The 22,190-nt window shown below is 63.2% G+C and carries 24 protein-coding genes; 10 read left to right on the plus strand and 14 right to left on the minus strand.

Annotated elements, in window-relative coordinates:
• Window positions 1-306 precede the first annotated feature (306 nt).
• From H145_RS22485 to H145_RS0103630, 8 genes are all read right to left on the minus strand, one after another.
• On the minus strand, window positions 307-1,290 hold the full coding sequence (locus H145_RS22485) for a hypothetical protein (protein WP_019946769.1): 984 nt from the start codon (window positions 1,288-1,290) through the stop codon (window positions 307-309).
• Window positions 1,291-1,295: 5 nt separating this feature from the next.
• Window positions 1,296-1,781, minus strand: coding sequence for a T9SS type A sorting domain-containing protein (locus H145_RS23615; RefSeq protein WP_169513152.1), 486 nt, complete (start codon window positions 1,779-1,781; stop codon window positions 1,296-1,298).
• Between the two features lie 531 nt (window positions 1,782-2,312).
• Complete coding sequence (locus tag H145_RS0103605) at window positions 2,313-3,056, minus strand: hypothetical protein (protein ID WP_019946771.1); 744 nt, start codon at window positions 3,054-3,056, stop codon at window positions 2,313-2,315.
• Window positions 3,049-4,191, minus strand: a complete 1,143-nt coding sequence (locus H145_RS22490) for a hypothetical protein (RefSeq protein ID WP_019946772.1) — start codon at window positions 4,189-4,191, stop codon at window positions 3,049-3,051. The genes H145_RS0103605 and H145_RS22490 overlap by 8 nt, the downstream gene beginning before the upstream one ends.
• The gene (locus tag H145_RS0103615) at window positions 4,188-4,802 is read right to left on the minus strand and encodes a hypothetical protein (RefSeq protein ID WP_019946773.1); all 615 of its coding nucleotides are present in this window, start codon (window positions 4,800-4,802) and stop codon (window positions 4,188-4,190) included. The genes H145_RS22490 and H145_RS0103615 overlap by 4 nt, the downstream gene beginning before the upstream one ends.
• A 30-nt stretch (window positions 4,803-4,832) precedes the next feature.
• A complete protein-coding gene (locus H145_RS0103620; protein ID WP_019946774.1) occupies window positions 4,833-5,135 on the minus strand; it encodes a hypothetical protein in 303 nt (100 codons plus the stop codon).
• Window positions 5,136-5,201: 66 nt separating this feature from the next.
• Complete coding sequence (locus tag H145_RS0103625; protein ID WP_240471654.1) at window positions 5,202-5,525, minus strand: DNA-binding protein; 324 nt, start codon at window positions 5,523-5,525, stop codon at window positions 5,202-5,204.
• Window positions 5,526-5,539: 14 nt separating this feature from the next.
• Window positions 5,540-5,800 (minus strand): hypothetical protein, encoded by a 261-nt coding sequence (locus H145_RS0103630; RefSeq protein ID WP_019946776.1) that lies wholly within the window; start codon window positions 5,798-5,800, stop codon window positions 5,540-5,542.
• A 100-nt stretch (window positions 5,801-5,900) separates the two neighbouring features.
• Between H145_RS0103630 and H145_RS0103635 the strand changes: the two genes are divergently transcribed.
• The 3 genes from H145_RS0103635 (at window position 5,901) to H145_RS25000 (ending at window position 7,769) form a co-directional block, all read left to right on the plus strand.
• Entirely contained in the window at window positions 5,901-6,737 is an 837-nt protein-coding gene (locus tag H145_RS0103635) for a S24 family peptidase (protein ID WP_019946777.1), read from the plus strand.
• A 381-nt stretch (window positions 6,738-7,118) separates the two neighbouring features.
• Window positions 7,119-7,610, plus strand: coding sequence for a response regulator (locus H145_RS22225; RefSeq protein WP_083937657.1), 492 nt, complete (start codon window positions 7,119-7,121; stop codon window positions 7,608-7,610).
• 3 nt (window positions 7,611-7,613) lie between these two features.
• Window positions 7,614-7,769: a response regulator transcription factor gene (locus H145_RS25000; RefSeq protein ID WP_083937662.1), complete on the plus strand. Its 156-nt coding sequence runs from the start codon at window positions 7,614-7,616 to the stop codon at window positions 7,767-7,769.
• 8 nt (window positions 7,770-7,777) lie between these two features.
• Here H145_RS25000 and H145_RS0103645 read toward each other — a convergent pair whose 3' ends face one another.
• Complete coding sequence (locus tag H145_RS0103645) at window positions 7,778-8,422, minus strand: RNA polymerase sigma factor (RefSeq protein ID WP_019946779.1); 645 nt, start codon at window positions 8,420-8,422, stop codon at window positions 7,778-7,780.
• 558 nt (window positions 8,423-8,980) lie between these two features.
• Between H145_RS0103645 and H145_RS0103650 the strand changes: the two genes are divergently transcribed.
• Window positions 8,981-10,084: a sensor histidine kinase gene (locus H145_RS0103650; protein WP_019946780.1), complete on the plus strand. Its 1,104-nt coding sequence runs from the start codon at window positions 8,981-8,983 to the stop codon at window positions 10,082-10,084.
• On the opposite strand, the gene H145_RS25005 is transcribed toward H145_RS0103650, so the two are convergent.
• The 3 genes from H145_RS25005 to H145_RS0103660 form a co-directional block, all read right to left on the minus strand.
• Window positions 9,994-10,275, minus strand: coding sequence for a DUF6766 family protein (locus H145_RS25005; protein ID WP_394330648.1), 282 nt, complete (start codon window positions 10,273-10,275; stop codon window positions 9,994-9,996). The genes H145_RS0103650 and H145_RS25005 overlap by 91 nt on opposite strands.
• Window positions 10,276-10,292: 17 nt before the next feature.
• Complete coding sequence (locus tag H145_RS0103655; protein ID WP_019946781.1) at window positions 10,293-11,102, minus strand: cyanophycinase; 810 nt, start codon at window positions 11,100-11,102, stop codon at window positions 10,293-10,295.
• Between the two features lie 395 nt (window positions 11,103-11,497).
• On the minus strand, window positions 11,498-13,093 hold the full coding sequence (locus H145_RS0103660; RefSeq protein WP_026351228.1) for an ABC-F family ATP-binding cassette domain-containing protein: 1,596 nt from the start codon (window positions 13,091-13,093) through the stop codon (window positions 11,498-11,500).
• Window positions 13,094-13,427: 334 nt separating this feature from the next.
• On the opposite strand from H145_RS0103660, the gene H145_RS0103665 reads away from it, so the two are divergent.
• The 4 genes from H145_RS0103665 to H145_RS0103680 all read left to right on the plus strand — a co-directional run bounded on the left by H145_RS0103665 (window position 13,428) and on the right by H145_RS0103680 (window position 16,239).
• Window positions 13,428-14,057 (plus strand): SMI1/KNR4 family protein, encoded by a 630-nt coding sequence (locus tag H145_RS0103665; protein WP_169513153.1) that lies wholly within the window; start codon window positions 13,428-13,430, stop codon window positions 14,055-14,057.
• A gap of 10 nt (window positions 14,058-14,067) precedes the next feature.
• On the plus strand, window positions 14,068-14,547 hold the full coding sequence (locus H145_RS0103670) for a DUF6985 domain-containing protein (protein ID WP_019946784.1): 480 nt from the start codon (window positions 14,068-14,070) through the stop codon (window positions 14,545-14,547).
• 262 nt (window positions 14,548-14,809) lie between these two features.
• Window positions 14,810-15,520, plus strand: a complete 711-nt coding sequence (locus H145_RS0103675) for an SMI1/KNR4 family protein (protein ID WP_019946785.1) — start codon at window positions 14,810-14,812, stop codon at window positions 15,518-15,520.
• Window positions 15,517-16,239 carry a hypothetical protein gene (locus H145_RS0103680; protein WP_019946786.1) on the plus strand — a complete coding sequence of 241 codons (723 nt, stop codon included), beginning with the start codon at window positions 15,517-15,519 and terminating at the stop codon, window positions 16,237-16,239. Before H145_RS0103675 ends, H145_RS0103680 begins: the two co-directional genes overlap by 4 nt.
• 519 nt (window positions 16,240-16,758) lie before the next feature.
• Here the strand turns inward: H145_RS0103680 and H145_RS0103690 are convergent.
• Together H145_RS0103690 and H145_RS0103695 are read right to left on the minus strand one after the other, a co-directional pair.
• Window positions 16,759-18,858 carry a heavy metal translocating P-type ATPase gene (locus H145_RS0103690; RefSeq protein ID WP_019946788.1) on the minus strand — a complete coding sequence of 700 codons (2,100 nt, stop codon included), beginning with the start codon at window positions 18,856-18,858 and terminating at the stop codon, window positions 16,759-16,761.
• A 120-nt stretch (window positions 18,859-18,978) separates the two neighbouring features.
• Window positions 18,979-19,185 (minus strand): heavy-metal-associated domain-containing protein, encoded by a 207-nt coding sequence (locus H145_RS0103695; protein WP_019946789.1) that lies wholly within the window; start codon window positions 19,183-19,185, stop codon window positions 18,979-18,981.
• A 269-nt stretch (window positions 19,186-19,454) separates the two neighbouring features.
• On the opposite strand from H145_RS0103695, the gene H145_RS0103700 reads away from it, so the two are divergent.
• Together H145_RS0103700 and H145_RS0103705 are read left to right on the plus strand one after the other, a co-directional pair.
• Complete coding sequence (locus tag H145_RS0103700) at window positions 19,455-21,794, plus strand: heavy metal translocating P-type ATPase (RefSeq protein ID WP_019946790.1); 2,340 nt, start codon at window positions 19,455-19,457, stop codon at window positions 21,792-21,794.
• A 5-nt stretch (window positions 21,795-21,799) separates the two neighbouring features.
• Window positions 21,800-22,177 (plus strand): cupredoxin domain-containing protein, encoded by a 378-nt coding sequence (locus tag H145_RS0103705; RefSeq protein WP_019946791.1) that lies wholly within the window; start codon window positions 21,800-21,802, stop codon window positions 22,175-22,177.
• Window positions 22,178-22,190 lie beyond the last annotated feature (13 nt).

Raw genomic sequence — 22,190 nt, forward strand, 5'->3', positions numbered from 1 at the left:
GGTTGTCTGGCACGCGTTCTTTCAGAGGGGAAAGCGCGGTTTCATAGCAGAGGCATGCGGGTAAGCATTGCCCGGCATTACCGGCCAAAGGCAAGCATGTGCTGCATTGCAGCCAGGTGCCGGAGCTTCGGGTGTCGGAGGAGCCCGCGAAGCCTGAACATCTCTGCTCGGCACCAGCGGCCTACACGAGAGGCAGTATCCTGCTGATTTCCCGGCCGGCTTTATTTGTTGGGAACACAGGTAAGTTGAGTAGGCTGCTACCCGGCCGCCTTTACCCGTGTTGCCACACAATTTCCTGACGCACGGCTAGAAACGGCGGATGGCCCGCACTTTAATCGCAAGTGACTGCTCCTTATCCGCAATGTCCCCTGGATACGCGCCGTCAGTAGTGTAAAAAAGCCAAAGGGCACGCGCTCCTCCACTTTCACTCTGCTCCACTGCGTTGGTGGAGGTCCAGTAATATGGACCAGTCAAGCCATAAGAATCAGCGTTATTATCATTTTTTAGCACCAAGTCAATTAATGCCGCTTGATTGCAGAGCATCCTTAGCTCCGCTAATGAAGGCAGGTACCAGTCATTATATAGTGGCTGGTTTCCATTCAGGACTGTATACGAATCGCATAGCCCCGCGGCGTTACCAAGGCCCCTGGCGCCGACAATTGCGGCCGTATTAGCCTGCCCATCGGTGATGCTTTCAGCAGTACCGGGACCTAAATCAGGTGTTGCCCAAACAGCGGAGCCCACATCCTGTAGCGAAGCTATCAGGCCGTGCTGCACACCTTTTTGGTCGCGCCACAGCGAAAAGATGATACCTCCACCATACAAATCGCCAATTTGGTGCCCCCCGGCCGATTCGGCGTAAGTCGCGATTCGGGTGGAGTCAGAACGCCGGGCGTAATTGGCATAAGGTACCGACAGCAGACGGCTGGTGGCCGTGATAATCGTATTGACGTTGTCGTTAGCATCCGGGTCAATCTCCGTTTTCAGGAAGAAACGCCCCACCGGCCACTCAATCTTGGCGAACACACCACTTACTACCGTGCCCCCGCCAATGGCCAGCGTAATCAGGCCGTTATCGTTGGTAGTGGGCTTGTGTGTCTCCACGTACACGGGCGTGCCCGTCTCGGAGCCTTGCAGGATGCTGACCTTGATGGCCACGTCCTTCCTGGCAACTACGCTGTTCAGCTTATCGCGAATAACGGCCTGGTAGCTGAACTGCGACGGCGCCTGCGCCCAGGAGGACTGCAGCGCCAGTAGCAGCAGGGCTAAAAGAGTGAAAAAGTGCTTCATAGCGCTCAGTGTTTGATGAGTTTGAACGTCTTGCTTTGCTGGTCTTGTCCCCGCACGCTGAGCAGGTAGGTGCCGGCCGACAAGCCCTGCAGGGAAATGTTGGTCTGGGCCGCTTCCACCCGCTTGCTTTGCAGCGGCCGGCCACTCACATCCTGCAGATACCAGCTCAGCCCCGCATACTTGCCTTCCAGAAGCAGTGTTAGGCCGTCAGTCGTCGGGTTGGGATACACCAGAGCCGCAACCTTGAGTTGGGCGCTGTGGGTGGCCGTGACAACATAAATTTCCAGCGGCTGCTGATTGCCGGGACTGCTGGTACCGCCCGGACCCCGGCCCTCTGCGGTAGTGAGCTGCCCCACCGAGTAGCTGACCGACCCTGCCGGACTGCTGGCTGAGCCCCCCGCACTAACAGCCCCCGCCTGGGCGCAGGCTGGCGTCGCGCCTGCACTTACAGCCACTAGCCCACCGATGAGTAACAAGTAGTGTAAAGTCATGAGCAGCAGTCTTTGAAATGGAAGTATGCGTAGGCCACGGTGGCTACTACTGTTCTTGGCTCTCCCTGCGGGCATTGCCGAGGCTGATTCAGCCATGAATTGAAATGCCGAGAATGCAGAGTCATTACCAGTATATAAATCCTATTATTTATTGTAAAGGTTATTCTTTGCCAACTGCTTCACAATACCCATAAATGGGTATTTATAGCCAACGGCCATTCCTTACTCTTGCCTTACCACAGTACTCCGGCAGCTTCTGAGTAAAGAAGCAGACACTCATGGATTAGTGAGGGAGCGGCATTTTGGCCGATAAGAGTGACTTTAAAGCGGCTTCGGTGAGCTGGTTGGAATAGGACGGCTAGCATGCGCCGGCTAGCAAAACCGGAGCTATGCTCCTGCAGAGCATAGGGGCAGGCCCACGCTTGCTGGTTAGTAGCAGAGTCCAGCTGATATCTCGCCCCTATGGTATTCCCGCTTCTGATTTGACCATCTTCTCAGAAACCCAAGAGCTTTGTACTATGGATGTAATGCTCAGGCGGCGGGGTTGGAGCGGTAGCGGTCGGCCAGGCGGCGGTCTTCGGCGCGGTGGCGGCGGTCGATTTCCATTTGGGCCTCGGGGCTGGGCTGCCAATCGGGGCGGGTATTGCGCAGGGTGAGCAGCTGCAGCTGGTGGCGCTGCTGCTCGGCTTCGGCGGCGAGGAGCAGGCCATGCTTCTGGCGCTGGTTGATGAGCGTGAGGCGCTGGCGCAGGTGCTCGGCATTGGGGTGGTCGAGGGGGATGCGGCGGCCGATGGCGGCCACCAGCTGGGGGGCGGTTTGCTGGAGCTGGGTGAGCGTGGCGGTGGCCTCGCCGGCGGCCTGGGCTTTGCGGTCGAGGTGCTGGGTTTCGAGGTAGGTGGCTTTGCGCTGGAAGTATTCGGCTAGCAGGGCGTAGATGCGGGAGACGTCGAGGGAGGTGAAGAACTTGCTGCCGCGGGTGCGGGCCTCTTTCAGGGCCAGGATGATGTCTTTGACGCTCTCGTGGGTGTAGGTGTGGGCCAGCGTGTCGGCCAGTTCGAGGATGTCGGCCGCGTCGGGCTTGTCAGGTACGCGCAGCGAGTCGAGGAAGGCGCGCAGGATGATGATGAGCAGCTTGACGAGCACGGTTTCGCCGAGCTGGCGGCGGAGCTGGAACAGCTTGGGCGCGGCGGCGGCCTGAGCCATCGTTAGGCCCACGGATAGCTCGGCCAGCAGGGCGCGGGCTTCGGGGTTGGGCGTGGCGGCCAGCTCACGCATCGTACTTGGAGCGGTAGCCAGTGCGAGCAAAGAGTGCTCCGGGGCTAGCGTCGTTGGCGTGAGGGCCGGGGGCGAGTTTGAGGCGGTTATCGTGCGCATCGTTGAGCATGAATTGGGTGGCGGTGGCTTTCCAGTCGCGGCGGCGGGGTGGCTCACCGTTCTTGCGCCAGTTGGTGACCTGGGCGTGGTAGAAGCGCAGGTCGGCCAGTTCGTAATCGGTGCCGGCGAAGGCAGCGGCAAAGTTCTCGTAGGCGGCCAGCGCGGATTCGGCGAAGGGGACTTCGGGGCGGTGGGGCCGGCCGCGTTTGGGGGGCGGGTTGGCGTCGGCAGTCTGGGCTTGGGCGGCGTGCCGGATGGGGCTCGCTCCTACTTTCCCTACCCCTTTTTTCTTTGGCGCGCCCCGCTCTATTCGCGGCGTCTTTTTTGGGGCCGGGGCTGCGCCGTTTGGTGGGTCGGGCTCGTCGAGCAATTCCGCACTTGAAAGCCCTTCGCCTTCGAGGACTTCTAATTTTTTTTTGGAGCTGCCCCCACCCCCGTTTACTACTACACTGTTTAAACCTTTTGTTTTACCATATAAGGTGTCTTCGGGCACTTCTGCCCCCGATGAAGCCCGCATGGGGGGCACTTGTGCCCGAAGTGCTGGGGGCAGAACTGCCCCCGATGCGCCTTTTTCATGTAGGGCACTTGTGCCCCCGATGGGCGGGTTCATGGGGGGCACTTCTGCCTCCGATGGTTGGGCGGCATCGGGGGCACTTGTGCCCGTGGTGCCGGGGTTTGACGGGGGCACTTCCGGGCCCGGTACGACTGGTTCATCGGGGGCAGAAGTGCCCCCGGTGGCGGGCGGCTGAGACAGGTCGGTGAGGAAGCAGCGGCTGCGGCCGTAGCGCGACTGGCTGGGTTGGTAGGCCAGCAGCTGCCAGGTGTCGAGGTCGTAAAGGGCGGCGCGGTAGGTGCGCTCGTTGCCGATGCGGGCGGCGCGCATGGTGGCGGGGTGGTCCAGGTCGAGGCCGGCGGGGAAGCGGGCGGCGTTCCACTCGAAGAACAGGGCCCAATACAGACTGACATGGTGGGGCCGGGCCTGAGCCTGGCGGCTCAGGTGCTCGTGGGCGGCGCGGGTGTGGGCCACGTAGTTCATGCATGCGCCGGCATAGGAATCAGGGGAACGAAGGGCTCGTCGAGGGCCGTGAAGCCGGCGGCGGGCTCGAACAGGTCGAGTTGGCTGCCGGCAGTGCACTTGCCGCGCAGGGCCTCCTCCACTTCGGCCACAGCGGCCTGGACGGCCGTTTCGAGCAGGCCGGCGTAGGCGTAGGGCTCGAGCTCCTGGTCGAAGGCCACGTAGGGGCTGGTCAGGTTGAGCAGCTTGCCGCCGGCGAGCTGGCGCTGGCCGAGGAGCGTAACCCCGCTCCCACCGCCTCCGAGGGTGAAGCCGGTGACGGTGAAGGGCGTGAGGTGGTCGGGCAGTGGGCCGGGGTCGTCGTCGGGCCAGAAGTCGGGCGTTTCGCGCAGCTGCTCGCAGAGCAGGCACAGGCGGGGCACGAGCTGGGCCAGGTGGGCGAGCAGGTCGGGGTGCACGATCTCCTGGCAGGTCAGGGCGAAGATGCGGGGCGGGGCCTGGTCGGTACGCTGTTCGGTGAATTCGCACTGCAACTGCTGGTGTTTGATGCGGGCTTTGAGCACGCGCAGGATGGAGCGTGGGGCGGGCCCGTCGGCAGCCGGGCCGACCAGGGCGTGGTGGGGAGTGGGCATGGGATAAGGGAATTGAGGGCCGGTAGGGTTCTAAATGGAATAGTTGAAAGGGGACGGACGGTGGTAGCGGAGCGGAAAGGCGTCGAGTACGGAGCGGCGGTAGCCCCAATCCTTCTCGTTGAGGCGCACGCCCTGAATGCGGCCCACGCGCCGGGCGCGCCGGAGCGATTCGGCGCACAAACCAATGTAGGCGGCGGCCTGCTCAGTGGGTAGGATTTGGTCGGGCGCGGCCGGGGCCGGCTGCAGGAGTTGGGCGACCTGTTGGGCCAGCTGCGCTACTTCGGCGCGCAGCGCCAGCCATTCGGATTCGGAGATGAGCAGAAACGATTGCATAGAGATGGGGATGAAAGGTGAAACCATCACCGGCTAACGTTCAGGGAGCGGGCAAGCACATGCGGCTCAGGCTGCCTCGCGGCTGGCTAAGGGGGCCGGGTGGCGGGCAGGGCCGGCCGCTACCGTCAGGCGGTGGTAGCGGCGCGGGTAGGCATCGAGGGCGGAGCGCCAGAAACCCCAGTCCTTGTCGTTGAGGCGCACGCCGGCAATGCGGCCAGCCCGGCGGGCGCGGAGCAGCGCCTCCTCGCACAGGCCCAGGTAGGCGGCGGCCTGCCGGGTGGGCAGCACCTCGTCGGGCGGCCCTGGAGCGGGCTGGCGGGCAGTTTCGGCGGCTTCCAGGCGTTCAAGCCGCTCGAGGTAGCTCTGCCATTCGGTGGCGGATAGAATCACGGCGGGCTGCATACTCAGGAGTCGGCTATGATGCGGGTGGCGCGTTTTTCCAGCTGGCGGCGGCGGGCCAGTTCGGCCTCGGCCACTTCCATAAAGGCCTCGACCACCTCCCGCCGGTTGCTGCGCCCGTCAATGGTCTGGTAGATGCTGGCCCGGCTGGCCTTTACGCCCCTGGACTTAAGCAGCTTGAGCGTGTCGTTGACGCTCTGGTTGCGCTTGCCGAGGCGCTCATAAATTTCCCGGAGTTGTCCGGTTTTTTTAGCTTCCTGTTCCATAGTGTTTGTAATTTGTTATATTTGTGTGGATGAATGCGCATCTAATATGCATAAATATATCAACACCAAGGCGTAACACCTCCATTTTTTTACCAAGATCATGGAACAGGAGAATGTTGCCAGCAAACGCATCGGCACCTGGCTTAGCCATAAAGGCCTGAATGCCAACAGCGCATCGCAGCAGTTGGGCTACGCCAACAGCAGCAAAATGTACAAGCTGCTCCAGGGCGGCTCGCCCGGTTTTGACACTATGGTGGAATTCTCACAGGCCTGGCCGGAGCTTTCGCTGGATTGGCTGGTGCTGGGAGTTGGCCCCATGGTGCGGGCCGGCCAGGGCACCGACAGCCCCCTGGCGCTCGAGCAGTTGGTGCGCAGCAAGGACGTGACGTTGGTTACGGTGGACGACCAGGGCCGCCAGAACATGGTACTGGTACCCATTCCGGCGCAGGCCGGCTACACCGTGGCCTACAATGAGGCAGTGTACCTGAAGAACCTGAAGAATTACCGGGTGCCGGGCTTCGACCGGGGTGAGTACCGGGCCTTTGAAGTGGCCGGCGACAGCATGGAGCCCACCATCAACCACCGCGACATCGTGGTGACCTCCCGGGTTGACGAGCCGCGGTTGCTGGAGGTGGGAGAAATCTACGTGTTTGTCACGCCCGAATCGGTGATGCTTAAGCGCATCAAGGATCGGGTGCGGGCCGATGACGAGGAGATTATCCTGTACTCGGACAATCCTCACCGCAAGCCCTACGGCATGGAAACCCGCGACATTATGGAAATGTGGCGGGTGCGCGGCTACGTGTCGAGCTATATGCCCAGCGCGCCCGACATTACAACCGAGCGGCTGTGGGAGGTAATCGAGCAGCTGGGCTTTGACCGGGCCGACATTCGGCGGCAGTTAATGGAAAACGCCCCCTCTGACGCCCCCCTTTAAAACGGGATGGCGCCTGATTTAACGCTAACTTTTTGACTAACAAATAATTACCGTGTGCTTTGGGTGGTCGGTTTAGTTCCGACAGGAGGCTCACATATTGCTTGCCCTAGCACCCGGAAAACACCCCCTCACGCCGTGAGAAGTGTTTTTCGGGTTTTTTGCGTCTGGGGGAAATGGCACTCCTGGGCATTAAATCCGGGGTTTCTTACGCGAAGCGCGCCTCTTGAGGTGGTCTAGGCAAGGCGAACAGAAGAAGGACGTATATTGCTTCTGTCTGCCTTACCTAGACCACCTCAGTACAGCACCGGCTGGGTTTTAGCTGCCGGCTGGGACTGCCGTGCCATTCTTGCAGCGGCAAACTTTTCCGTACTCTCTCAAGCTATGATTCGTGTATTTTTAGTTGACGACCATACAGTGCTGCGCCATGGCATGCGGATTTTGCTGGCCAACCGGCCCGGCCTGTGCGTGGTCGGCGAAGCCGGCAGCGGCCCGGACCTGTTCGAGCAACTGCCCACCACGCCCACCGACGTGGTGTTGCTGGATATTCACCTGCCCGGCATGGGCGCCACCGCCATCACCCGCCAGCTGCGCGAGCAGTACCCTGGCGTGCAGGTGCTGGTATTGAGTATGGAAGCGGGTGTTGAGCGCATTGCTGAGCTGCTCGACGCTGGTGCGCGGGGCTACGTGCTTAAAACGGCGGGCCTGGATGAAGTGGTTTATGGCATTCGCACGGCGGCCGACGGCCGCCCTTTTCTAAGTTGTGACATCGGCTTTGCGGCCCTGGCCCGGCTGCGCGATGGAGTAAGCCCGCCAGAAGCCTTCGCCCCGGAAGTGGCTGGCAAACTCTCCCGGCGCGAAACGGAGGTGCTGTAGCTCATTGCCGAAGGGCTGACCAGCCAGGAAGTTGCCGATAAGCTGTTCACCAGCAAACGCACCGTTGAAACGCACCGCCAGAACATCATCAGCAAAACACAAATGAAAAACACCGCCGCCCTGATTCGCTTTGCGGTAAGCGAAGGGCTGGTAGGGTAACGGCCGGCTTAGGCCAGATGCGAACTATCCTGCATCAGCGCCAGCAGCAGCTTGCGCGCCTTGCTTAGGAACGCTTTCACGGTGCCCAGGGGCAAATCCAGCGCGGTGGCTATTTCCTCGTAGCTGCGTTCTTCGAAGTAGCGCAGCTGCACCAGGGGCACGTATTTCAACGGCAGGCGGCCTACCATCTGGCGTACCCACTGCTGCCGCTGCTGCTGGATGTAGCCTTCCAGGGGGTCGGGCTCCGGGTCCTGCACTTCCGGCTCCGGCGAGTTATCCTCCCGCCCGGGCAACTCGCCGGAGCCTGCCGCCGGCTGCCGCAGCGCCAGGGGCGATACGCGCTGGCGGCGCAGAAAGTCGATGCTGGTGTTGGTAGCAATGCGAAACAGCCAGGTGCTAAAAGCAAACGCCGGCGTGTAGCTGGGCAGGTGCCGGAATGCCTTACCTAACGCTTCCATAGTCAGGTCCTCCGCGTCGTCCGCATGGGGCACCATCTTGAGGATAAGGTAAAATACGGGCTTGCGGTAGTACGTCCACAGGGCCTCGTACGCCCGGGCCTGACCTGCCAGCGCGGCCCGTACCAGCGCCTGGTCGCGATGGGCCCGCACCGACAGCTCCTTTTCGCTGGCTGATTCAACCTGTAGACAGGACATGGCGGTAAGTTTAGAGCCTGCACCACTGCCGGCTGGCACACTGCTTTTATGATGCCAGCCGGCAGTGGTAAAGCGTTGAAACGTTTGGGGGGTGGACTGGTGGAAGTAGTAGTTTTCAAACGGTCAGCCGCCAGCCTGGGGTGCTTGAAATAGCGCGTACTGTTCACTTTTACGTACTTAAACCCACTTTTACGTACTTAAAACGGTAGAAGCACGTAGAATCACGGAGGGTGTTGGCGCTGAATCCGGCGCTTTTGCGACGCCCACCTCCGGCCGGTGCCCCACAAGCACCCGCCGCAAGCGCCCGCCACGTTGCCCGCCGGCAGGCAGAATGGCTATAAACCGGCCGCCGCCGTAAGCGGAGCAGGGGCCGGTGGGCTGGTAGCCGGCAGGCCGACGCCCCTACCCCGCCAGGCTGCCCCCTTGGTTTACCTGCCGCCCGGCCCGGCGCCTCAGGCCATGGGCCCGGGCGGCAGCTCACCCACCCATCGGCAGCGCTGCAGAACGCGCGGCGGGCAAAGCTCACCGACGTTTTCGCCACCATAGTTCGCGTTTAGTATGACCGATTTAGCTACCGTATTCCGCGAGCAGGCCGAAGCCAGCCCCCACATGCACTTCGTGTACGACCCGGCCGCCGGGCGCGTCCTGTTCGTCAACCAGGCCTACGAAAGGGTACTGCACGGAACGTGCGCCGGCGTCAATGAGGAGTTGCCCGGCCTGCTCGACCGCCTGCACCCCGACGACCGCGAGTACCTGGCCCACTGCTGGCGGCTCTGGACGCGGGGCCGCTTGTCGGATGAAATAGAGGTGCGCCTGCTCGTGCCCAACGAGCCCGACCGCTGGTTTTGCCTCACGCCCTTTTACCGGCAGCAGGAAGCTGGCTCCCCGGCCCTGGTGGCGGGTTTATTGCGCGACATCAGCGTAAGCAAACAGTACCTGCTCAACGCCGACGCGTTCAATACCCGCAAGAACTCCATCCTCGAAATTCTGTCGCACGACCTGGCCGGAGCCTTTGGCCTGGTTCAGCAGATTACCACCTATCTGAGCGAGGAAGTACAGGCGCCGGTCGACAGCCAGGTGGCCAAGATGCTGCAGGTGCTGGAAAACACCAGCAGCAACAGCCTGAAGATGATTCGCGACCTGGTGGACATGGAGTTTCTGTCGTCGGCCAACACCGACCTCAAGCGGGTACGGGTAGAGATGGGCGCCGTACTGCGCGAAGCCCTGGAGCAGCTGCAGCGCGGGCAGGCCGTACTAGGCCACCAGTTTACGTACTCGCTGCCCGGCGAGCCCCTGTATGCCAACCTGGACGTCAACAAGTTTATGCAGGTGATAAACAACCTAGTCGGCAATGCCTTCAAATTTACGCCCGACGGGGGCCGCGTGGCGGTAGAAGTGGAGCCCGGCCCAAGCTACGTGCGGGTGCACATCCGCGACACGGGCATCGGTATTCCGGTTGCGCTGCAGCCCCATCTCTTCGAGCGCTTCACCAAGTCCCGCCGGCCCGGCCTGCGGGGCGAGCCCACCACCGGCCTGGGGCTGGCGCTGTGCAAAACCATCGTCGAGTGGCATCAGGGCACGCTATCGGCGGTCAGCGCCGAGGGGCAGGGCAGCACGTTCACCATCGAAATCCCGCGGGCCCCGTTGCCAGCCCCTTCCTGAGCCGGACCACCTTCCACGGCTGCGGTGCGGGCTACGTCCTCTTCACTCGTTATTTTCTTTGATTCGGGCGAGCCTTCCGGGCGCAGGCCAATGGTGGGCAGCACATACGCGCCCAACTGCAGGAAATCACTTGCCCAGTTTTCGAAAGTAGCTTCCGGCAGGTGCCCCGAATGCAGGTAGTGCCCTGGCATAAGCGGCGGCGCTTAGGCTACTCGGGCAGCGTAAACCGTTCGCCGCGGGCCAGCAGGTGCACGCGCAGGTCGCGAATCGAAAAAACTTCGCCGGGCTGGATATCGGCCAGGGTATTGCCCGTACAGTCGCGCCCGTCGAGCACCACCACCATGCCGTTGCCAATAACCTCCAGCTCGCGCCCGCGCGAAACGAGCACGGCCGTGTCTTCCTCCAGGCCCAGGCCCAGGCAGCCGGGGTTGGTGGCGATAATCTGGGCCATGCGCACGATGCGCCCCCGGGCAATGAAGTGCGTATCGATGGCCACATCGCGCAGCAGCTGCAGCCCGGTCGTGATGTGAATTTCATCCTTAACAAAGCCCGCGTCGTTGCGTCCCTGGTAAATCATGGGCGTCGACAGCGCCGCGGCCCCGGCACTGGTGCCGGCAATAACAAGGGGCTCGTCGTGGTAGCGCTCCGTCAGGCGCCGCAGCAGCTCGGTGCCCCCGAGGCGGGCCGTCAGGCGCAGCTGGTCGCCGCCCGTCAGCAACACCCCGTTGGCCCGGTTGATCAGCTCCTGGGCCTCGGCACTGTTGGCCTGCTCGCGGCTTTGAATGTGGAGGATTTCCACGTGTTTCACCCCGAGCTTGGTCAGCGGCCCAACATACTGCCGGCCCGCCTCTTCAGGCTCCTCGGCGGCCGTCGGAATTACAACCACCGTGTGCTGGTCGGGCAGCTCCTGTACAAAGCGCTCCAGAATAAAGTCGGCCGACGACTCGGTGCTGTCGCGCTGCTCGTGGCCGCCAATGGCCAGCAGTTGCCCCTTGGGGCGATGGGAACGGGTAGGCATAGCAGGTAAAGACAATGGGTTTGTGCCCTGGCAGGGCGCGGCCAGCAGGGCCGGAGTTGCCAGGAGCGGGTAGAAAATCCACGCGGAGGGGGATAAACATAGGCCACGTTGTAAGGCAACTACCGCACCCCGGCTGCGGGATGAGCCGGACGGCCATGAATACGCCAACTTCTCGGCCTAAGGTGCATTTAGAGGCTGTTGAGGGCATTTTTACGTAGTTATTCCACCCAATTGCTATAAGTACGTAGGCCTGCCTTCACTGCCGGGCACGGGCCGCTGCAGGCAAGCCGCCCGCACCCCTCCCCTGCTTAGCCTGTGTAAACTTCATTTTCAGCGGGTGTTTTTCAGACAGCAGGCGGCCATCGTACCAACAATATGGTCGTAGCTTCAGTTTGCTACCGCCGTAATTCGATGCTCCGCTCAACGCGCAGCCGGGCCAGGAAATAGTCGTCGTGCGATACGATCAGCAGCGTGCCGTGGTAGTCGTCGAGGGCGGCCGTCAGGATGTCCAGGCTCTGCATGTCGAGGTTGTTGGTCGGCTCATCCAGCACCATCAGGTCCGGGGCCTGGGTGCCGAGCATCAGGCAGCACAGCAAGAGCCGCATTTTCTCGCCCCCGCTCAGGCTCCGGCAGCGTTTGGGCCAGTCTTCTTTTGAGAACAGAAAGCGGGTGAGGCGGATCTTCACTTCGTGCTCCTGCAGCCCCGCCGTGTTGAACTGCTGGGCCTGCTCATACACCGTCAGCTGGTCGTGGAGCAGAGAATAATCCTGGTCGATGAAAACGGTCTGGCCGCTGGCGCGCCCCACTGTTCCGCTGGTCGGCGCCAGCTCGCCGAGCAGGAGCCGGATGAGCGTCGTTTTGCCGGTGCCGTTCAGCCCCCGCAGCGCAACTCGTTCCCCGTGCAGGATTTGAAAGCTGAGTTTCTCGCGCCATAGCGGCTCCGAACCGGGGTGCGCATAGCCCAGGCCCTGGGCCGCCAGCAGCAGCTTACCGGTAGGCAGGGCCGACTGGCCGAAGCCCACCTTCATCCTGTCGGCATCGGGCAGTTCCTGGCGCAGGGCGCTCAGCTCGTTGGCCAGCGCGTCCACCTTGTCGGCATGCACGCCCTGCAAACGCGAGGCGCTCTGCTCGGCGCTGTTGCGGCGCATGCCCAGCACAATAGCCGGCAGGCCCGACTTGTGCTGGTTTTTCTGACCCCGGGCATCGAGCTTTTGCTTTCGCTCGCGGGCCTCGCGGGCCGTGTCCCGGGCGCTACGCAGGGCCCGTTCGCGGCTTTTTACATCGTGGGCCAGCGCCTGGCTTTCCACCTGCTTCTGCTCGGCGTACAGCGCATAGTTGCCGCCGTAAAGCGTCAGGCCACGCCGGCTCAGCTCTCCAATGGCATCGAGTTGGTGGAGCAGCTTCCGGTCGTGGCTTACGAGCACGAGCGTGGCCGCGCTGGTTTCGATGAACCCTTCCAGTAGCCGCCGGCCGGCGGTATCGAGGTGGTTGCTGGGCTCATCGAGCAGCACGATGCCGGGCTGGTGCAGGGCAATGCCGGCCAGGAAAACCCGGGTTTTCTGCCCGCCGCTCAGGTTTTTCAGCTGTTGCGTCAGGCCCACCCCGGCCAGCCCCCAGTGGAGCAGCGCGTCGTGGCTCCGCTGCTCAATGGTCCAGTCGTCGTCGAGCAGCAGCAGGTTTTGCTCCGTCGCCCGCCCGTCGAGAATAGCGTCCAGAGCAGCTATTTTGTCGGCGACGTGCAGGGCCTGGGCCACGGTCTGCTCATCGAACTGGCCGAAATGCTGGGGCACATAGTACGGGGCGGAACTGGCCTGTACGCGGCCGCTGGAGGGCGGCAGCAGACCGGCCATGAGTTGGAGCAGGGTCGACTTGCCCACGCCGTTGGCCCCCACCAGGGCCAGCTTCTGGCCAGCGTCAAGGGCCAGATTCAGGCCATCAAACACGACGTCCTGATTGGGGTGTTGATACCCCAGATCTTGCAGTAATAGCATGATTTTCTCATCAAAGCAGATAGGTATAGCCCTTCCTCTCCAAGAGGAAGCGGCTGCTCGGCTTTCAAAAAAAAATCGGCTATTACATAAAGCGGTCTGGCCAGGAGGGTGAACGAACAAATTTAGGGATTCACCGCGAAACGTTCCGCCGCCGGGCCGCTTGGCAGCGCGTCGTAAGCAGCTGATGGCTCTGACCGCGCCCAGGACCCGGCGGAGCAGCAGTAGCGCTGTTTTCGTTAAACGCTTCATGCTGACGGCCGGACTGGCGCGATGGGCAGCGGCAGGAGTTGTTCAAGTCGCTGGCGGGAGTGCATATTTGGGCATGACTGATTCTTTGCCCCGAATTACCGCCTGGCTGGCTGCCCACGCCCCGCGCATCCTCACGGAGTCGCTGAATCCGGGCGCGTTGGAGGTTGAGCTGGCGGAGTTAGCGGCCGCTGTGGGCCGCCCGCTGCCGGCCGATTATCAGCAGCTGTACCGCTGGCACAACGGCCTGAACGAGGAGGCCGACAACTTCTGGGGCAGCCTCTGGTACGGGATGCGCCTGCTGCCGCTGGCCGAGGTGCTGGCTGCCTACCAGTATCAGGCCGGACAACCGCGGACCTCGCCCCTGCGGCGGGCCGCACCCGGCGTGGCGGCGGACGTCCTGCAAAACCCCCACTGGCTGCGCCTGAGCCACGATTGGTCGCACGGTTGGCTGCTGGTCGACCTCGCCCCCACCGCGGCCAGCACCTACGGTCAGGTCTTGTACCTGGATGAACTGGCCGAGCTGGCTTTCCCAGTGGCTGGCTCAGTGGCCGAGTTGCTCGCTACCTTCGCCAACGACCTGGAGGCGGGCCTTTATTCCCTGGATGAAGGGGCCCTGGAGTTCGGCGATGAGTTTCTGCGGCCCGCCGACCACATCAACCTGGATAACTGGGCCCAGACCAAGCGGTGGCGCAATGCACTCACGGAGTCAGCTTAACTATCATTTTATGAATCATCCGTTTTGGGGGAAAGTGGAGGAAAGCTGGGCCGGACAGGCCAGCGAATACGCGGTGACGTTACCCGGTTTTGAGGAGCCGATCGAAGTCTTTTTGGGCGAGGAGCTGGACGAAGAGGACGAGGAATACGCCCCGACGCCGGCCCAACTCGACGCGTATGCCGCGACTTTCCAGGCCTTCATGGCGCAGGCCCCCAAGCACATGGCCGCTTTGCAGGCGCAGGCGTTTGCGCGCTACCAGCAGCTGTATGCCCACTGGTACGAAGACCCGGCCAAGTCGGGCGAGCCGGCTCTGGGGCTGACCACGGCCGCCGCCCACGCCGCCTACCTGCGTGAAATCAGGTACATCCGAGTCACCGACGAACAGACCCTACGGCTGGTTATGGGGTACAAGCTCGACCCGGAACACGGGTTGGAAGCTAAATTCGTAGCTAATACGTTGGTTGATACGGGTGGTATTGCCGATACGTAGGCCGTTGCATTCCACCGTCACAGCCCCAGCTTTTGTAGCTTATTTTTTAGAAATCAGAAAATAGGCTACAAAACTCCGTCCTGGTGGATTCTCCTTCCAAACAGCTGCCTGTTGAGCGCTGGCCCCTACCAGCACAGCCAGCCTCGTAGCTCGTGGTCCAGTAGCGCGCCCTATCTATCCGACCCGGTGCACCCATATGCGGCCGGTGGTGGTGCCGCCCGCGGCCCCGCGCTATCTTGCTCCTTTATATTCTCTCCCCTTCATGATGCCAGACCCAATTACGGCCATTGAGCAAGCGTATGACTTCGAGTTGCCGGCCCTCTACAAGCAGTTGTACCACGACGGTATGCTGGACTGGTTTCTTGACGGGGGCTTTCCCAACCCGAACTGGCACGCAGGCATTTTCCCGCGGCTCCGCCAGAAACCGCCCGTGTTGCTGTTTGCCCAGGATTTCGAGCTGTACGCTCCCGAAACGGTACCGGCCCTGCGGTCGGATGAAGAGGACTGGGGCTCCGCTTACCAATTCGTGCCCCTGGGCCACACCGGCGGTGGCGATTTGTACGCCTTCTGCCCTACCCTGGTGGCCAACGGCGAAACGCCCATCACCCTATCGCGGCACGACAGCAACGAAACCACCGTGCTGGCGCCTTCGCTGGAAGCTTTCATCTTCCGGGAAATGCTGCACCGGGCCACCTCATTCGACGAGTACGACCTAACGGGCTACGCCGGTTTCGAAGAATTGCGGGGCGATTTGCAGCGGGCCGTGCAGTCCATCAGCCCCTACCTGAAACCGGAGTGGCATACGCTGCTGGCCGAGGTATATGCCCGGCCGCTCCGCCTGGAAACCGTAGTGCTGCCCCGGCGGCAATACACCATTGAAAGCCTGCTGCCGGACGCGGAATTCGAGGAAATCCTACGCCGCGAAATGCCCTTCGAGCACCTGGACGCCACCTTCGAACATTTTCCGGAATGACCATCACGCCTTTTCCGGCAGAGCACCCAACTGCGCTTGGGGCGCAGTGGCGGGGCTTTTTCTACCCGCTGTGCCTGGTGAGCGACCTGCCAGGCCTGCCGGCGGATGTAGTGCTGCCCGTGCTGTCGGGCAATGGCCTGTGGCGCGACGATGCTTTTGCCACAGCCGAGGCTTCTGCCCACTTTACCGCCTTTCAGCTGCGGGATGGGCAACTAACCTTTGCCGGCGACCCCCGGCTGTTTCAGGGCCACCAGGTGGTGCCGATGCTGTGGGAGCAGCTGGTGGCTGACTGGCACCAGCACCACGCGCACTACCTGGCGGCCACTACCCCTGAGCAGCTGCTGGCCCCCGGCTCGCTTCCTTCGCTAAAAACTCCCGAAGGTTTCGACACCGAGTATTTTCTGCAAACCTTCCGCAGCTTTTGGTACGTGCGGGAGCAATACCGCCGCACCGGCCAGTTTCGCAGCATTAATAGCTGGCTGAAAGGTTGGCGTGAAGAGCCCGCCGTGTTCTTTCTGCCTGCTACCCACGCCGATTTTCGGAGTGCTGATGCGGAAGTGCGGGCAAATCAGGCGTATCTGTTGCCCACCCTCAACTTGAGCGCGTTGCTCCCCGTGGGGCTGGCCCCGGCCGCGCCCTACTTTCCCGATGGCAACGCTACCCTGGTGTATTTTGACGAAGCCCGCCAGCGGCTGGTCTGTGTCGCCCATTATTGTTAGCGGCTGACAGGCAACATGGAGTAAAAGTTATGCCGGTTTAGTAGCTTAAAATACATGCCCCCAGCCGCACCCTCAGATGCTAAAGTTACTCCGTAGCCTTACCGGATGGCGGCGGGCAACATTGTGCGGAAGCTCCTCCACAGACCGGGTCGGAGCAGAAATCCGCAATGGAACCAAGCATTTCGCACCGGGCGAATTTTCCAGCACTTCGCCCAGGTGTCCGACCCCAGGGGCCACCGCGGCGGCTCCGGCCTGAGCAGCACGTTCTGCTTCACGCTGCCAGCCAGCAATTAAACTGGTCGTGAAGTCAGAAGCGAAACAACTTATTGGGTTTCACTTCTCACTTCACAACCAGTTTAAATTATTACAGGCCGGCCAGCTGGCTCAGAAGCACGAGGACGCCCAGGGCCAGGTAGATGCCGAAGCGCTGGAGTTGCTGTTTGGGTTGATGATGTGCACACATACCCGCTCAACAGCGGCGCCCGGCCTCCTGGTTCGCCTGAAGGCCGCAGGCGGGCGTTAAAACTTCATGCGCTGAATCCGCACTGCGTTCAGAATAGCCAGCAGGGCCACGCCGACGTCGGCGAAAACGGCCTCCCACATGGTGGCCAGGCCGCCCGCGCCCAGCGCCAGCACCACGCCCTTCACCAGGAAAGCCAGCCAGACATTCTGCCAGACGACGGTGTGGGTGGCGCGGGCGATGCGGCGGGCGGTGGCAATTTTGCTGGGGTGGTCGGTCTGGATGACGACGTCGGCCGTTTCGATGGTAGCGTCGGAGCCCAGGCCGCCCATGGCAATGCCCACGTCGGCCAGGGCCACCACGGGGGCGTCGTTCACGCCGTCGCCCACGAAGGCCAGCTTGCGGCCCGCGTCGAGGTACTGCTGCACGTAGCGGGCCTTGTCTTCGGGCAGCAGGCCGCCATGAGCCTCCGTGATGCCCAGCTCGGCGGCCACGCGCTGCACGATGCTGTCCTTGTCGCCCGAAAGCATGACGAGCTGGCTGATGCCGTCGGCGCGCAGCTCCTGCACGGCGCGGGCGGCGTCGGGCTTGGGGGCGTCGGCCACGGTGAGGTAGCCGGCGTACTGCCCGTCGAGGGCCACGACCACGATGCTGTCGACCACGGCATCCACTTCGGCCGGATAATCGACGTTGAACTTGCGCAGCAGCTTGGTGTTGCCGGCCAGCACGGTGCGGCCGGCCACCTGCCCGCGCAGGCCGTGGCCGGCAATTTCCTCCACGTCTTCCACCGCCGCCGTATCGGCTTCGGCCGGCTGGGCGTGCTGCACTACGGCCTTGGCAATGGGGTGGGTTGATTTGGTTTCGAGGGCGCCCACCAGCCGCAGCAGCTCGGCCGCCTCGGTGCCGGGGGCCGTTACCACTTCGCGCACGGCAAACACGCCTTCGGTGAGCGTACCGGTTTTGTCCATCACCACGGTGTCAATCTCGCGCAGCACATCCAGGAAGTTGGAGCCCTTGAACAGGATGCCGTTTTTGGACGCCGCCCCGATGCCACCGAAGTAGCCCAGCGGAATGCTGATAACCAGCGCGCAGGGGCAGGAAATCACCAGGAATACCAGCGCCCGGTACAGCCAGTCGCGGAATACGTAGTCATCGACCACAAAAAACGGCACCAGCACCAGCAGGGCGGCCAGCGCCACCACAATGGGCGTGTAGATGCGGGCGAAACGGGTGATGAACTGCTGGGTTTTGGCCTTGCGCCCCACCGCGTCCTGCACCATGGCCAGGATGCGGCTGAGCTTGGTGTCGGCAAAAGCGGCCGTTACGCGCACGCGGGCCAGCGTGTCAAGGTTGATCATGCCGGCCAGCACGGTTTCGCCGGGCTGCTTGGTCTGGGGGGCCGATTCGCCGGTGAGGGCGGCGGTGTTGAAGGAGGCGGCGCGGCCTTCGAGCAGGCCGTCGAGGGCCACTTTCTCGCCGGGGCGCACTTCCATCAGGTCCTCCAGCCGTACTTCTTTGGGGTCGACTACGAGGCTCTGGCCGTTGCGCAGCACGGTTACTTCGGTGGCCTGGATTTCCAGCAGCGCCCGGATGCTGCGCTTGGCCCGGTTCACGGCCGCATCCTGAAACAGCTCGCCCACGGTGTAAAACAGCATCACGGCCACGCCCTCGGGGTACTCGCCGATGGCAAAGGCGCCGAGCGTGGCGATGCTCATCAGCAGAAACTCGTTGAACACGTTGCCCGACGGGATGCTGAGCACGGCTGCCCGCAGCACCTTCCAGCCCACCAGCAGAAACGCCACCCCGTACCAGATGGGCCGCACCAACCCCGTGAAAAACGGCACATCGAAGTAATCCAGCGCAATGCCGCCCAGCAGCAGCGCCAGGCTCACGGCCGGCCACAGGTAGGGCCGCTCGCCGGCCGGGCCGTCGTCGTGCGAGTGGCCGTCGTGCGAGTGGCCGGCCTTGTCGGCGCCGGTTGGCGTAGGCTTGGTGGGCGCGTGGTCGGCCGGGTCGGTGGGCGCGTGGTCCTGGCCGCGGGGGGCGCTGGCGGCATCGGGCGTGAGCTGCTCCCGGTTGAGGGCGCCCACGTTGGCCAGATCGACCTGCTTGGCGGTGTTGAGCTCTTCGTCGGTGTTCCTGGAACGCGGATCAGACATATAAATCAGGGAGTTGAAAACGAAAGCGGGCCCGGCCACCAGTGGCCGGGCCCGCTGTTTCCCGAAACGGTGAACGACGGGTGAGGTTGCCGGGAGCCGGCCCCCACGCCACCGTGCCGGCTAGGCGGGGCGGGCCTCGAATCCAGCCTCCTCAATCAGCGCCACCACCTGCTCGGCCGAAAGGTCGCCGCTGATGGTCAGCACTTTGCTAGGGTTGTCGGTATCGACCTGCCAGCTGCTGATGGCTTTTTCGCCGTTGAGCGTGGGCGTGACGGCGCGCACGCAGTTGGCGCAGTTGATGTTGGTGTTGAAACGGAGCGTATGCATAGTAGAATCGGTTGAAAGGAAAGATTACCCGCCAACGGGCGGCTGTTGTATTACAAGAGTACGGCCGAAAACGGTGGATGACGGTACAGAATTCCCCCGCAAACCAGCAAAACCCGGGGCCGGCCCCGGGCAGTCCGGGCAGTTTCAGGCCCGCGGCCGCCGAATGTTGTAGGCCCGGAAAGCGAATGGTATACATCTTTCGGGCCGGTTTCGGGGTTTGTATGTAAGGGAGCCGCCGCGCTTCCCTCCTCTTCTAACTATAATTTGCCTTGAATAACGCTGCCACTACTCCCGCCCCCGGCGCCCCGCCCGAAGCTTCGGCCAACGGCGCCTCGCGCACCGAAACCCTGCACATCGAGGGCATGACCTGCGCCTCTTGCTCCAACTTCGTGGAGCGGGCCCTGAGCCGCACGCCCGGCGTGGTGCAGGCCACCGTGAACCTGGCCGCCGAGAAGGCCACCATCGAATACGCGCCCGACCAGATAAACCACGCCGGGCTGAAGGCGGCCGTCGAGCAGGCCGGCTACAGCGTGTTCGAGCCTCAGGCCCCGGCCGCCCCCAACGCGCTGGCCGCCGACGAGGAACTAGCTGAACGCAAGGCCCGCGCCTACCACGACCTCAAGCGCCGCTTTCAGGTGGCCGTAGTGCTGGCCATCATCATCATGCCGCTGAGCATGCTGATGCTCTGGCCCGCGCTGATGGCCCGCGTGTCGATGCCGGTGCTCAACTACGGGCTGCTGCTGCTCACGCTTCCTGTCCTGCTGTACAGCGGCCGCGAGTTCTACGTGTCGGCCTGGAATGGGCTGCGGCACCGCACGGCGAGCATGGATACGCTGATTGCCGTGGGCACCGGCGCAGCCTTCCTCTACAGCCTGGCCGCCACGGTGGTGCCGGAGTTTTTCCATCAGCGCGGCCTCGAACCCGAGGTGTATTACGACACCACCGCCACCATCATTGCCCTGATTCTGCTGGGCAAGGTGCTCGAAAGCCGGGCCAAGGCCAAAACCTCGGCCGCCATCAAGGCCCTTATTGGCCTGCAGGCCAAAACGGCCCGCGTGCTGCGGGGCGGTCAGGAAGTGGACGTGCCGCTGGAGCAGGTGCAGCCCGGCGACGAGGTGCTGGTGCGCCCCGGCGAGAAGGTGGCCACCGACGGCGTCATCCTGGAAGGCCGCTCGGCCCTCGACGAATCCATGCTCACCGGCGAGAGTCTGCCGGTGGAAAAATCGGTAGGCGACGCGGTGTTCGGGGCTACCATCAACAAAACCGGGGCCTTCCGTTTCCGGGTGAGCCAGGTGGGCACGGGCACGGTGCTGGCCCAGATTGTGAAGCTGGTGGAGGACGCCCAGGGCAGCCGCGCGCCCATTCAGCGGCTGGCCGACAAGGTGAGTGCCTTTTTTGTGCCGGTGGTGATTATGCTGGCCCTGGCCACGTTCGTGGTGTGGTTTGATGTGAGCCCGGCGGGGCAGCGGCTGCCGCTGGCGCTGGTCAATTTTGTGGCCGTGCTCATCATTGCCTGCCCCTGCGCGCTGGGACTGGCCACGCCCACGGCCATCATGGTGGGCACCGGCCTCGGCGCCCGCCACGGCGTGCTCATCCGCAACGCCGAAGCCCTCGAAAAGGCCTACCAGGTAGATACCGTGCTGCTCGACAAAACCGGCACCATCACCCGGGGCGAGCCGGAAGTCACCGAATTCATCACCACCCCCGGCACCGAAGCAGACCTGCTGCCGCTGCTGGCCGCCGTGGAGCGCCGCAGTGAGCACCCGCTGGCCGCCGCCGTGGTGCGCTACGCCGAGCAGCAAGGGCAGCAGCAGGCCGCACCAACTGCCGCCGTCGAGGCCACCGACTTTGTGGCTCACGAGGGCCGCGGGGCCGGGGCCACCGTGCAGGGCCAAGCCGTGTTCATCGGCAACCGCCGCCTGCTCACCGAAAACGGCATCGAGCTGGGTTCTGAGCTGGAGCAGGCTGCCGCCGGGCTACTAACCCAGGCCCGCACCGTGCTCTATGCCGCCGTCGCCGGCCGGGCTGTGGCCTTGGTGGGCGTGGCCGACACTGTGCGCGACACTTCGGCCGCCGCCATCCGCCAGCTGCAAAGCCGGGGCCTGGAGGTGGTAATGATGACCGGCGACAACCGCCAGACGGCCGAAAAAGTGGCCCAACAGGTCGGCATTACCCGCTTCTATGCCGAAGTGCTGCCCGCCGACAAGGCTGGTAAAGTGCAGGAGCTGCAGGCCGAGGGTCGCACCGTGGCCATGGTGGGCGACGGCATCAACGACGCGCCCGCCCTGGCCCGCGCCGACCTGGGTCTGGCCATGGGCGGCGGCACCGACGTGGCCATGGAAGCGGCCGGCATCACGCTCATGCGCTCCGATTTGCAGGGCGTCGTCACGGCCATTAGCCTCTCCAGCCAGACCATGCGCACCATCCGCCAGAACCTGTTTTTCGCCTTCATCTACAACGCTTTGGGCATCCCGATTGCGGCCGGCCTCCTCTACCCCTTCACCGGCTGGCTGCTCTCGCCCATGCTGGCCGCCGGCGCCATGGCCCTGAGCTCAGTTTCGGTGCTCACCAGCTCGCTGCGGCTGCGCGGCTTTACAGTTAAAATTTAACAGAAATGGATACTTCCCAAATCATCGTTACCCTGCTGGGCACCGGCCTGATTGGCTTCGTGGGCTGGTTTTTCTTCGCCGCGCCCCACCGGGTGGCCACGGCCGTAGCCGGCAGCGGCGGCGTGCAGCAGGTGGATATCCGGGTGAAGGGCGGCTACTCGCCCGATGTTATCGAGGTGCGGCAGGGCCAGCCGGTGCACCTCAACTTCTACCGCGACGAAACGGCCAGCTGCTCGGAAGAGCTGCTGCTGCCCGATTTCGGCATCCGCCGCGAGCTGCCGGCTTTCCAGACGACCACCGTTGAGCTGCAGCCTGACAAGGCGGGCACTTACCCCTTCACCTGCGGTATGGGCATGTTGCGCGGCAGCCTGGTAGTGAAATAGGCCGGGACTGATT

It is taken from the genome of Hymenobacter aerophilus DSM 13606 (genome assembly GCF_000382225.1).
Classification (GTDB): Bacteria; Bacteroidota; Bacteroidia; order Cytophagales; family Hymenobacteraceae; genus Hymenobacter; species Hymenobacter aerophilus.